This is a genomic window from Flavobacterium sp. (genome assembly GCF_027533505.1).
GTDB lineage: Bacteria > Bacteroidota > Bacteroidia > Flavobacteriales > Flavobacteriaceae > Flavobacterium.
In genome coordinates, this window is sequence record NZ_JAPZUB010000037.1 from 100188 (window position 1) to 113651 (window position 13464).

The following is a 13464-nucleotide window of genomic DNA, read 5'->3' on the forward strand; positions in this document are numbered from 1 at the left end:
TTAGGGCATTGTATCAAATAATGAGCGTATTTTTACCGTATCGGTTGGTCGATCGGTTTTAATAATTCGCGGAATCCCAGGAATTACATCAAAAAAATTATCGTCAAAAAAATGACCTTCTGCTTGTAAAAATACATTTTTGGCGAGGGTATTTGAGCTGATTTCTTGCAAAGTTTCCCCAATAATTTTCACATTAATTGTCGGTTTTTCAAGTTGCAATTCTTTGGGCTTTACAAAATAATGGTAGACAGCTGTTTTTTTATGATGGCTAGAAAACTCGATGAGCAAAACCGATTTTTCTTTTACAAATTCAGGGAATGCTGTAAACGGAATCGGCATAAGTGTGGTATTTTTTTCAACTTCCAATACACACTCTTTCGAAGCGCTCCAAAGTTCTACCCCCGAAAAATCGATCAATCGAACAGTAAGTTTACCTTTTTTCTCCTCCAAAGTGTCCGTATTTCCTTGAATTGAAATACCCGTTTCATTTTGTGTTACCGCCAAAAACACAGGAGCAAAACTTTCTTTTATTTGATAATGGGATGCTTTCCAGTGGCCTTGATAATCCAACGAACTCCAAGAAGTTACCGGCCAACAATCGTTTAATTGCCAATAGAGACTGCCCATACAATAGGGTTTCGCCAAACGATGCGCTTCGATAGCAATTTTCATTCCACGTGCTTGCAATAGTTGAGAAACATACTGATACTTTTCAATATCGGCGGGCACCCAAAAGTCGCGTTGCATGTATTCATCGATGGTCGCAAAACCCGTAGGGTGTTTTTGATGGTGTCGTAGGGCTTTTGACATTAACGATAACGGCTCGCCATCGGATAAATAACGTAATGTTTGCATGGATGGCATGGCTTGAAACCCGTATTCGCTCATAAATCGTCCCACTTTTTCCGAATATTTTTCAAAAGGTTCTTTCCCCCACCACACGCCCCAATAATGAGAATCTCCTTGGCGTAAACTTTCTTTTCGTCCCCAACCGATAGCGGGAGAAGATGGCCAATAGCGGTTTTCATTTTGAGGCAACAGTTTTTTTAACGTTTGAAGAATTCGTTGATGAAACAACTCTTTATAGTCGTTCCAAATGCGGGTTGAATCTTGAGTTGTATACTTGTATTTTTTTTGCCAACCCCAATTGTGCCAACCTTCATCGCTTTCGTTATTGCCACACCAGATTGCTATTGACGGGTGATTTTGCAGGCGTTTGACCTGATCTTCAACCTCATGTTCAACCGATTGTAAAAAGGTTTCGTCGCCGGGGTACATCGCGCAAGCAAACATAAAATCCTGCCACACAAGTATCCCTTTTTCATCACATGCAGTATAAAAAGCGTCATCGGCATACACACCCCCTCCCCATACCCGCAGCATATTTTGATGGGAAAGACGCGCATTTTCAACCAAATTAATCCATTGGGCTTCCGTTACCCGAGGCACAAAACTATCGGGAGGAATGATATTGGAACCTTTCATAAAAACAGGTTTGCCATTCAATTTGAAGTAAAAGCTTTTCCCTTGGGCATCCACTTCCTGCACCAGTTCAAGCGTTCGAATGCCCAATTTTAGTTCCCGCTGCTCTATTACCTTTCCATTCTGTTGAAGTATCACTGGAAAAGTATACAAATGCGGCGCCCCCAACCCGTTACACCACCATAATTTGGGTTGTGCAATCGTCAAAGGAAAATCGATTATTGAAGTTCCTTTTTTCACCGCGACACTGCGCTTTTGATTATTGATCAAAAGATCGAGCGTCATCGCAGCAGCACTCTCTAAAGCCACTTTCACAACGATTTCAGCGTTTTCCGTTGAAACTAATTTTTGTTCATAAAACACATGCTGGATACGAACCTCATTCCAAAACTGAAGTTTTACGGGTTTCCAAATGCCACAGGTGACTAGGCGCGGCCCCCAATCCCAACCAAATTGATAGGGCGCTTTACGGGCAAATACACGGTTGTCGTCGGGCAATGGGTATGGTACTTTTTGGGCTAATGCATTCGTTTGTTGAACCGCTGATTTAAAATGAATTTTCAATTGATTTTGCGCTTTCACGAATGATTTCACATCCACACGCCAAGTGCGAAACATATTATTCGCCTCAAGAATGGACTGCCCATTTAAAAAAACACGCGCGAAGGTATCTAAGCCCTCAAATACAAGTTCGACATGGGCATTTTGAAGTTCTCTTGAAGTCAGCGAAAAGGTCGTTTCATAAACCCAATCTTCATTTTCAATCCACTGCACCTCATTTTCATGGGATTGTAAAAAGGGATCGGGAATTCTGTGATTGGCGAGTAAATCGGTATGAATAGTCCCGGGAACTGTGGCTTTCATTTTATCGTTTTTTCCTAACGGATGTACGGTCCATGATAACGGAATCAAGTCTTTTTCAACCACTTGAGCGGTGAGGCTGATGGTCCAAAGAAGAAAAAACAATAACTGGTTACGCATTGGACTCTTTTTTTAAAGCTATAATTTCGTCGGGGTTGGCTAAAGTTCCTCCCTCGGTTATTGCAGAAGAATGTACAAAATGCACCCCCGTAGTGTGTACAATTTGACGAACATTGGAGGCGCGTAATCCGCCACCCGGCATAATCGCAATTCGGTCACCTGCTTGCAGTTGTATCGCTTGCAGTATGTTTATACCTTCCACAACATTGGCCTTTGTTCCTGAAGTTAAAATTGTCGAAAACCCACAATCGATGATCTGTTCTAAGGCAATTTCCCAATGCTTAACACGATCAAAAGCCCGATGAAACGTACAAGGTATGGGATGGGCTAGTGCGACTAATAGTCGGTTGCGCTCTTCATCCAGCGTGTCGTCTTTTTTCAAAATTCCGAAAACCATTCCGTGCACTTGCAACTTTTTGAGTTCGCTCACCGTTGCTTTCATTTGTTGAAATTCGGCCTCTGTATAGACAAAATCACCCCCTCGCGGACGCACCATCACATAGACGGGAATAGGGACTTGGGTTAAGACTTTTTGTGTGGTTCCCAAATCCGGTGTGGTTCCTCCCACTTCAATTCCGTCACACAATTCGATCCGATCGGCACCTGCTTGGGCAGCGATACTCGCCGACTCGGGATTAAAACAAGCAATTTCGAGTTGGACTCTCATTTTAAATAAAACGGTGCATCAATTAAACGGTTTCCAGTAGTATCATGAACAGCATAATTAAACCCTCCTTGCACGCAATAGGAACCATAATTCCCCTGCTTATCCAAAGCAATGAATCCTACTTGGATATCTTTAAGATTCTTTTTACGGTTTTGGGTCAGTTTCACGATGCGCATCACAGCTTCTTCACAGGCCAGTTGCGGCGACTTCCCTTGACGCATGAGTTCGACCACCAAATGACACCCGGCAATACGAATTACTTCTTCCCCATGACCGGTGGCTGTAGCGGCCCCGATTTCATTATCTACATAGAGTCCGGCCCCAATAATGGGTGAATCGCCTACTCTACCATGCATTTTATAGGCCATACCACTGGTGGTACAAGCTCCCGACAAATTACCTGATGCATCGAGCGCAATCATCCCTATAGTGTCGTGATTTTCGATATTGACTTTGGGTTGGTACTGACTGGTTTTCAGCCATTCTTTCCATTCTTTTTCAGAGGCTTCTACCAATAAATTTTCCTCTTTAAATCCTTGGGACAGTGCAAAATCCAAGGCCCCTTGTCCAACCAACATCACATGGGGTGTTTTTTCCATGACCGCACGTGCCACGGAAATGGGGTGTTTGATATGTTCAAGACAAGCGACCGAGCCAATATTGGATAATTCATCCATGATACAAGCGTCAAGGGTCACTTTGCCATCGCGATCGGGCCGTCCGCCATAACCTACACTGCGTTCGTTGGGATCCCCTTCAGGAATGCGTACGCCGGCTTCAACAGCATCCAGCGCACGACCCTTTTTTGATAGGACTTCCCAAGCGGCTTCATTGGCTTGCAGCCCGAAATTCCACGTTGACAAAACGATGGGCTTGGTGCCAACTAAAGAGGGATTATTCGATAGTTCCGCAGCTTCAGATGTCCAAGAAGTAAGTGACAAGCCCACAGTTCCTAAGGCGGCTGATTTTAAAAATTTCCGACGTGTGTTTTCCATTTATTCCACGATTATTTCATCTACAAAAAGCCAAGAACCGTTTCCAGCGCCCGGCATGCCTTCTAGTATTTTGCCATTATTGACAGCGGTTACTTTGATAAATTGAGCTTTTACTTTTTTCCCCATCCAATCGACACTTCCTTTAGTATTTTGGATTTCGGGTTGGGTAAAAGAGGCTACTTTTTCGAAACGTATACCATCGGTGGAGACTTCAAAGAGGACTTCTTTTGGAAAGTAAATCCAACTCGACGGACTCTCAAGTGTTCCTAAATTAAGGTGGGTGATGGATTGTTTTTTACCTAAATCGATAAGAGCAACCATATCTTTTTCCCAAAACCCTAACCAATCCCTGCCAAATTTTTGAATATCCCCTTTGACCCCATTAACTAAAGCGAAAGCACCTGCTGTATTGTAGCGTTTATCGGGTTGGTTTTGAAGGTTAACTAAACAACTGGTGGCTTTATGAATAGTGAACGTCTGTTCTGAAAGTGCGCTTTTTTGAGTTTCATTTTCAAAATAAGCTGCTTTTACCGTTTGCGACTGTTGAATTGTTAAAGCAGAGGAAAATGTAGGTGATTGAGCAGTGGGCGAACTTCCATCTAAAGTATAACGAATGTTTGCTGGATTTTGATGGGATTTTAAGACATACAACACCCCATTTTCACCCCCTGGATTGGGCAAGACTTCGGCCGTAATTTCGAACACCGCTTTACTAAAATTGATTTTTTTTACTTCCCAATCGTTAAAATGGGGTGTGAGTCGGTTAAAATAATTAGAGTATTCTTTTGGATTGGCAGTACCCCATAACACTTCGGAAAGTGCGGTCATTCGAGGAAAAATCATATATTCTACCTGTTCAAAGGTTGGAATATATTCGGTCCAAACATTGGCTTGTGCGCCGAGAATATAAGAGGCTTCTTCTGCAGTGAGTTCGCTAGGTATGGGTTGGTAACTGTATACTTTTTCTAAAGGCGTGTAACCGCCAATCGCTAAGGGTTCGTTTTTGGGTTCGCCTTGATAATGATCAAAATAACAATGTGAACCAGGCGTCATCACCACTTGATGCTTTTGTTGGGCTGCAGCGATTCCGCCTTCCGTACCGCGCCAGCTCATAACCGCTGCATTGGGCGCCAATCCACCCTCGAGAATCTCATCCCAACCCATGATTTTTTTGCCTTTACTATTCACAAATTTTTCTATGCGTTGGATAAAATAACTCTGTAATTCATGCGCGTCTTTCAAGTTGTTTTCCTTCATTCGCTTTTGGCAATTGGGGCAAACTTTCCAACGGGTTTTGGGACATTCATCGCCCCCAATATGAATGAATTGTCCTGGAAATAAGGCCATCACTTCCGTTAGCACCTCTTGTAAGAAAGCGAAGGTTTCCTCTTTGGGACAAAACACATCGTCCAAAACGCCCCATTCTTTAGCCACTTCAAACGGCCCGCCAGTACAGGAAAATTGCGGATAAGCCGCCAATGCGGCTCTTGCATGTCCAGGCATTTCAATTTCGGGAACAATAGTAATGTGACGCATACGGGCATAGTTAACCACCTCACGAATTTCCTCTTGGGTGTAAAAACCGCCATAGCGTTCGTCATCAAATTTTTGTTCATTATAATGACCCACCATGGAACCGTTGCGCCAAGCCCCGACTTCGGTTAGTTTGGGGTATTTTTTGATTTCAATACGCCAACCTTGATCGTCGGTAAGATGCCAATGAAACGTATTATACTTGTATGCCGCAAGGTAATCGATATATTTAAAAATTGCTTCTTTTGGAAAAAAGTGCCGACTCACATCGAGGTGCATGCCACGCCATTTGAATCGAGGAGCATCTTTAATGAGCCCACAAGGCAACTTCAATTGATTTTTGGGTACGCCGAGAAGCAATTGCGTTAACGTTTGAAAGCCGTATTGAACTCCTGTATAATCACCTGCCTTTAAGAAAACTACTTTTGGATTAATTTCCAACACATAGGCTTCGGGGGCGATACTCGCTTCTATTTGAACCACAATCGCATTTTCAACAATTCCTGCTTTGTTCGAAATATAAAGGGCTTTTTTTCGAGCGCGAACTTCGTTGATAAAAACTTCAGCTTCGGCATCCATGTCTAGGGGTGCGGTGAGGATAATGGTTTCATCAATGGTAAAAAATCCCTCTTGGAAAGCAGCAAACTGAGGTTGGGGAATCAGGGGATACTCGTGTTGTGCCCACATCCAAGTGGAGCATAAAAGAATAAAAAGAGAAAGCTTACGATACATTGTTCCTTTACTTGTATGAGGTAAATATAAAAAAAAAGCCCCACCGAAGTGAGGCTAATGATTTCTAGTACGGATTATTTTTTACCACCTTCAGCGCAACATCCAGCCGCGTCTTTAGAAGCTATAAATTTTCCATCTTTATCGTAATGCGACAAACATTTTTCTTTTTCTTCGGGAGAACACCCTAATGAGTCACACATTTTAGCGCATTCGTCTTTCGTCATGGTGGCACATTTGCTCATGTCGCATTTTCCAACCATAGCTGCATTTTGCTCTTTACAAGCTGGAGCACAAGAGGCTTTGTCGGCACACATTTCTTTGTTAGCACATGCTTTCTTATCAGTTGTGGCATGACCATCACTTAAAATTGGAGCAATAACCAAACCAACCAAACATGTTAATTTAATTAAAATATTCATAGAGGGCCCTGAAGTATCTTTGAATGGATCACCCACAGTATCTCCTGTAACGGCAGCTTTGTGCGCATCTGAACCTTTGTAAGTCATTTCTCCGTTGATAACCACTCCCGCTTCAAAAGACTTTTTAGCATTGTCCCAAGCACCACCAGCATTGTTTTGGAAAATCGCCCATAACACCCCAGACACACATACACCAGCCATATATCCCCCAAGCGCTTCTGGTCCCATTAATAATCCCAAGATAATGGGAGTAATGATAGTGATAGCTCCGGGCAACATCATTTCACGTAACGCAGCTTTGGTAGAAATATCCACACATTTACCGTACTCTGGTTTTCCAGTTCCTTCCATAATGCCCGGGATTTCACGGAACTGACGACGAACTTCTTGTACCATATCCATAGCGGCTTTCCCTACGGATTGCATCGCTAAAGCGGAGAAAACCACAGGAATCATTCCTCCGATAAACAAAGCAGCTAAAACATCGGCTTTGAAAATATTAATTCCATCGATTCCTGTAAAAGTCACATAAGCTGCAAACAACGCTAGTGCGGTTAATGCCGCAGAAGCAATGGCAAAACCTTTTCCTACCGCTGCCGTTGTATTTCCAACGGAATCCAACACGTCGGTACGTTGACGCACCTCTTTGGGTAATTCGCTCATCTCAGCCACCCCTCCAGCGTTATCTGCAATGGGTCCGAATGCATCAATGGCCAATTGCATGGCTGTAGTGGCCATCATCGCTGACGCAGCAATTGCCACTCCATAGAACCCGGCTAAAAAGTAAGCCCCCCAAATAGCCGCAGCAAATAAAATCACTGAACCGAAGGTAGATTTCATTCCAGTGGCAAGACCTGCAATAATATTGGTCGCTGCTCCTGTTGACGAATTCTGTACAATATTCAAAACGGGCTTTTTACCTAAAGCGGTGAAATATTCGGTAATGGCAGAGATTAATAATCCCACGGCTAAACCAACTAATGTGGCATAAAATACATTGATTCGAGCCACTTCTTTCATGCCTTCCCCGAAGAAATTCATGCTAATTTTTTCAGGCAACATTTCACCGATCAAAAACCAACACGCTACAACCGTTAAAGCAAGTGAGATGTAGTTTCCTAAATTCAAAGCTCCTTGTACCTCGGCTTCTTTGGCATCGTTATTTTTAATTTTAACGAAGAAGGTGCCGATGATAGAAGCTAAAATTCCAATACCTGCAATCGCTAAAGGCAACAAAATAGGCCCCATATTCCCGAAAGCATCGGTAAATTGAGTCCCATTGGCCTCGGTCATATCTTTGATAATGTAATTTCCTAACACCATTGAAGCCAAAACTGTAGCTACATACGAACCAAATAAATCGGCACCCATACCCGCTACGTCTCCTACGTTATCGCCTACGTTATCCGCGATAGTGGCAGGGTTACGTGGATCGTCTTCTGGAATTCCAGCTTCAACTTTTCCCACTAAGTCCGCACCCACATCGGCCGCTTTGGTATAAATTCCTCCACCCACACGTGCAAAAAGTGCAATAGACTCGGCTCCTAAAGAGAACCCCGCAAGTGTTTCTAACACCATAGACATATTATCGTAAAACGATTTTCCTTCGGTGTCCATAAATTGGTTTAAGAAAAGTAAAAAGAAAATGCTCAATCCAAGTACTGCTAAACCAGCTACTCCCAACCCCATTACAGTTCCTCCTGAGAAGGATACTTTCAATGCCTGAGGCAAACTTGTTTTGGCGGCTTGGGTTGTGCGTACATTAGATTTAGTAGCGATACGCATCCCGATGTTTCCTGCAAGTGCTGAAAAGATAGCTCCAAAAATAAAAGCTACTACAATCATCCAATGCGAGACTCCTGAAATTTGAGAGACAGCAAACAAGGCTCCAGAAGCAATTACCACGAAAATGGCCAAAATACGGTATTCCGCTTTAAGGAAGGCCATCGCCCCTTCTTGAATACTTTTGGCAATTCCTTGCATTCGTTCGTCACCTGCATCCTGCTTATTAATCCATGCGGCTTTCATCCCCATGAACAGCAATCCTAATACTGCCATTGCAATGGGCAGATAGATATACATTTTCTCCATAAAATTGGTTAGTTAGTTAATTTTAAATTTGAAATCGAGCAAAAATAAAGAAAAATAAATTCTGAGATTATGAATTTTGCCTTTTTGTTATTTATTTTCAAGAAAAGCGGCACATTCTTTTTTTGGAATCTCAAATTTTCGTGAGACTTGTAAGCAAATCGTTAATTCGTCATTAATTTATAGCTTAAAGTACGTCAAAAAAAAAGAGTTGCCTTACTGACAACTCTCTTCATTCTTTTTATTTGATACTAAACAATCCTATCGGACGATTTTCAATAGCCGCAAAGCGATCAACACATTGTTGGATGATTTCACGGGCTTCCGTCACATTTCCCCATCCGTGTACATCTACTTTTTTGTTTTCCAAATCTTTATAGACTTCAAAAAAGTGTTCGATTTCTTTAAGCATGTGTGGATTGACGTCGCTTAAGTCATTTAATTTATTCCAAACTGGATCAGAAACCGGTACACAAATCACCTTTTCATCAGGTCCTTTATCGTCGGCCATGTGAAAAACACCAATAGGTTTTACCTCCATTACACACATCGGAAAGGTGGGCTCAGTAACCAAGACCAACACATCCAGTGGATCGCCATCCAGCGCTAAGGTTTCGGGAATAAATCCGTAATCGGCGGGATACATCATAGAGGAGAACAACATTCGGTCGTAACGAATTTTCTTTAACTCAAAATCGTACTCGTATTTGTTGCGACTTCCTTTAGGAATTTCAATCAGTACATCAAACGTATTTTTATGATCTGCAGTCATTTCATTAGCTTATTAAGAGGGGGCAAATTTACAGTTACAAACTCGTTTTCACCAAACACTTTTTCCCAAAAATAAAGGGCTGCATACGTATTTATGAATCCGAAATTAATTTAACCTAAAAAATAAACGATGCATTTTTTTCCGGCAAATTTATTGCCAAATTAACAGCCTAAAGGATTCAAAAAAAACCGAAATCAATACGAATGAACTCGGTTTTTAGACTGAATATTGGGTTTGTTTAAAAATAGAATCCAAATTCCCCTTTAATGGTAAAATTACTGGTTCCGGGGACATCGCGGTAATTGCCACGCCAACAAGCATCAATTCGAAACACTTTGAAGATATTGCCAATTCCCACACTGTATTCCCAATAGGGCGTAGTGGGTGCTTTGTATACCAATCCTGAGGCATTTAAGCGTCGGTTTTCTTCCGAAAAATCCCCATAAGCGCCTCGAATTCCGATAATTTCTCGCCAATTCAACTTACGCAACATAGGAATACGCGAGAACAAGCGCCCTTGAAAATTATGATCCCATTGCAAGGTAAGGTAACTATCAGAAACAAATTCGTAGAAATTAAGGTTACTAAAGGTGTTTCCGATAATGAAATAAGTTTGGTTTCCAGGTACGATACTCATCAATCCCAAGGGTACTTTCCCGAACGTTTTCCCCATTTCAAGGGTTAAGTTGGTACGCCCTAAGGGTCCGATAATAATCGGTTGTTTGTAATACAACTGGACTTTGGTATAGTCAAAATCGCTGTTCAAAAACCCTTTGATTCCTTGACTAAACTTGGCAAATACACGGCTGTAAGGATTGTCGACAGAAAGGCGCTCGACCCCATACCCTACTGTTTTTCGTCCTGGGGTATATTCGACCTGAAAATGCGCTTCTGCTTGACGCAAGTCACCCCTTGTTTGTGTTCGGGCCTCATCGGTAAAGTAATCCATGGTGAAAAACTCTCGGGAAGCCGACTCTAGAGTACGATAGGACAGTCCTGTTTCGAACACTAAATTTTTAATGGGTTCGATTTCAAGCGCTGTGGTGGTAAGATTGATGTTGGACAATTTGCCGTTGGTGCCCGACATGAAGACTCCAGAGGAAGCGAAACTGCGTCCCAAGACATCATTGGTCGTCGTCAAACTCGCCCCAATTTGCTCGATATCGCGTCGGTTTCCAGTAGAGATAATCAAGCGATTTTTAGTATTGAGCATCCATTTGGCCGAGATCCCGTATTTGAATTTATTATCGTCAAAACCGTAGGCGGTGTATCCTTGTAAACGCCATTTGTCGTTGGGTCCAAAATAGGTTCGACCCCCTGCCCGCAAACGAATACCTTCCACAACATTGTACCCGAAGGTGGAAAAAATGGGACCGTAATCAAAGTTTCCTTTTTGAATGTAACCGCTCGCCAAAATGGTGACCAAATTATACATTTGTTTAAACTTTTTGACTGTTTTGAGGGTGTCCAACATTTTATACACCCCAATTTCATCTTTATTGAGTTTTTCAAATCGATTTTGCTCCCAAAACGATTCGGGTCGGGTGTACACGGTATTGTCAATGAAATTAACTTCCTCCTTATAAAACTTCTCTGGCTTGGGTTGGTTGAATTTATGATTGCGGTACAACGAAGTCCGTTTGCCATAGATACCTTTGGCTTCATCTTTTTTGGACAACGAAAAATCAGACATCATGTAGTCGCGGGTGAGTAGAAAAACCGAATCGTTCACAACATCAAACTCTTGTTCAATATAAATATCCTTCACCCAGTTGATGTTGGCACTTTTAGACACCGCCATGTTAATGGTTTTGATGGCAAAGGTGGAATCATTGACCCAAAAATCACCTTTAAAAGTAAGTTCGTTTTTTCGACGGGGATAAAATACAATGTTATAACACCATTTATTGTCAATAAAGGCACTATCGCGCAACACATAATTGTAGACATCGATTCCTGTGGTAGAAATTGGACTTGTAAAACTCTTGTCGAAAAAGGTCAAATGGTTGTTGTAAATGTTGTAGTCATTATACAAGTCTTTGATAAAAGTGTTCACCCCATCACCATTGCTCAATCCAGAATTTTTGTTCCCCGTGAGAATTTGTTTCTCCTTACCCATTTTGTTATCACCATACACTTGATACACCGATTCGTTGATAAAAATAGGCAGGTATGTTTTTCCTGTTATCTTGGAAGTATCTACTTTTTTGAAAACAAATTCAAGACCTTTGAAGATTTTACTCTTCATAAAATTACTATCGATGGTATTCAGGTCAAATTCTACTTTCTCATATTTATCATAGGCGTATTGCTCAAACATGCGAAGACCATTCTTCCGTTTGCGTTCCCAAATTTTGCGAAGAATACGTAAAGCGGGATTATTTTTCTTGGACGTTTTTCCTGTAAAAATGACGACTTCGTCTAGAACTTGTTCTTCATTGAGTACAATCTTCATGTTGTAATTCACAGGCTTCTCCAATTCGACATCGCGGGTGGTATACCCCATGAAAGCCACCACCAATACGGCGTAAGACTTAGAAGATTCAATATAAAACTTTCCGTTTTCATCACTGACTACCCCTTCGTTAGACCCTTTAAAGACTACATTGGCAAAAGGAATGGGTTGGTTCTTTTTGTCGATGACCGTTCCACTCACTTTTGTCTGTGCCCATGAGAGACTGGAAATGGTGCAACACAACAAGAAAAGAAATTTTTTAAACATGCATTAGAAATTAAAAAAAAGCCATCTCGAGACTTCCCGAAATGGCTTCAAATATAAGAGAATATCCTTATCGATACATTACTTTTTTTACGGCTTTTACCACATCACCCGCATTGGGCAACCACTCTTTCAATAAGGTGGGTGAATAGGGTGCTGGAGCATCTGCGGTGGTGATTCGTTGTACAGGCGCATCCAAATAATCAAAAGCGCGCTCTTGTACCATGTAGGTAATTTCAGAAGCAACACTAGCAAATGGCCAAGCCTCCTCCAAAACCACTAGTCGGTTGGTTTTTTTGACTGAAGCAATGATGGCATCATAATCCATAGGACGAACGGTGCGTAAGTCGATAATTTCGCAGGAAATACCTTCTTTGGCTAATTCGTCGGCAGCGATCATCGCTTCCTTGATAATTTTTCCGAAAGAAACGATAGTCACATCGGTACCCTCACGTTTAACGTCGGCAACTCCGATAGGAATGATGTATTCACCCTCTGGCACTTCCCCTTTGTCACCATACATTTGCTCCGACTCCATGAAAATTACTGGGTCGTTATCGCGAATGGCTGCTTTCAAAAGTCCCTTAGCATCATACGGGTTGGAAGGTACAATTACTTTTAGTCCAGGGCAATTGGCATACCAATTTTCAAAAGCTTGCGAGTGTGTAGCCGCCAACTGACCCGCGGAAGCAGTTGGTCCACGAAACACCATGGGCATTGGAAATTGTCCCGCTGACATTTGACGCATTTTGGCCGCATTGTTAATGATTTGATCAATTCCAACCAAGGAAAAATTGAAAGTCATGAATTCAACAATCGGACGGCATCCGTTCATCGCAGAACCCACAGCAATCCCCGCAAAACCTAACTCCGCAATTGGGGTGTCGATGACACGCTTGGGACCAAATTCATCAAGCATTCCTTTGGAGGCTTTGTAAGCACCATTGTATTCGGCCACCTCTTCCCCCATCAAATATACTGATTCGTCGCGACGCATTTCTTCACTCATCGCTTCGGCAATCGCTTCTCTAAATTGTATCGTTCTCATATCGAATAAATCGTTAATCCATTTTTGG

The 13464-nt window shown here is 42.1% G+C and carries 8 protein-coding genes; all 8 read right to left on the bottom strand.

Annotated features, from left to right (window positions below):
• The 8 genes from O9316_RS08750 to O9316_RS08785 all read right to left on the bottom strand — a co-directional run bounded on the left by O9316_RS08750 (position 1) and on the right by O9316_RS08785 (position 13436).
• Positions 1-2463 carry a glycoside hydrolase family 2 protein gene (locus O9316_RS08750; RefSeq protein WP_298203507.1) on the bottom strand — a complete coding sequence of 821 codons (2463 nt, stop codon included), beginning with the start codon at positions 2461-2463 and terminating at the stop codon, positions 1-3.
• Positions 2456-3130: a copper homeostasis protein CutC gene (locus O9316_RS08755; RefSeq protein ID WP_298203508.1), complete on the bottom strand. Its 675-nt coding sequence runs from the start codon at positions 3128-3130 to the stop codon at positions 2456-2458. The genes O9316_RS08750 and O9316_RS08755 overlap by 8 nt, the downstream gene beginning before the upstream one ends.
• Positions 3127-4125 carry an isoaspartyl peptidase/L-asparaginase family protein gene (locus tag O9316_RS08760; protein ID WP_298203509.1) on the bottom strand — a complete coding sequence of 333 codons (999 nt, stop codon included), beginning with the start codon at positions 4123-4125 and terminating at the stop codon, positions 3127-3129. The genes O9316_RS08755 and O9316_RS08760 overlap by 4 nt, the downstream gene beginning before the upstream one ends.
• On the bottom strand, positions 4126-6390 hold the full coding sequence (locus tag O9316_RS08765; RefSeq protein ID WP_298203510.1) for a family 20 glycosylhydrolase: 2265 nt from the start codon (positions 6388-6390) through the stop codon (positions 4126-4128). It lies immediately after the preceding gene.
• A 74-nt stretch (positions 6391-6464) separates the two neighbouring features.
• Complete coding sequence (locus tag O9316_RS08770) at positions 6465-8900, bottom strand: sodium-translocating pyrophosphatase (protein ID WP_298203511.1); 2436 nt, start codon at positions 8898-8900, stop codon at positions 6465-6467.
• Between the two features lie 238 nt (positions 8901-9138).
• On the bottom strand, positions 9139-9669 hold the full coding sequence (locus O9316_RS08775) for an inorganic diphosphatase (RefSeq protein WP_298203512.1): 531 nt from the start codon (positions 9667-9669) through the stop codon (positions 9139-9141).
• Between the two features lie 238 nt (positions 9670-9907).
• Positions 9908-12391 carry a DUF5686 and carboxypeptidase-like regulatory domain-containing protein gene (locus O9316_RS08780; RefSeq protein ID WP_298347113.1) on the bottom strand — a complete coding sequence of 828 codons (2484 nt, stop codon included), beginning with the start codon at positions 12389-12391 and terminating at the stop codon, positions 9908-9910.
• Between the two features lie 67 nt (positions 12392-12458).
• Positions 12459-13436 carry a pyruvate dehydrogenase complex E1 component subunit beta gene (locus tag O9316_RS08785; RefSeq protein ID WP_287785284.1) on the bottom strand — a complete coding sequence of 326 codons (978 nt, stop codon included), beginning with the start codon at positions 13434-13436 and terminating at the stop codon, positions 12459-12461.
• Between the last annotated feature and the right edge of the window lie 28 nt (positions 13437-13464).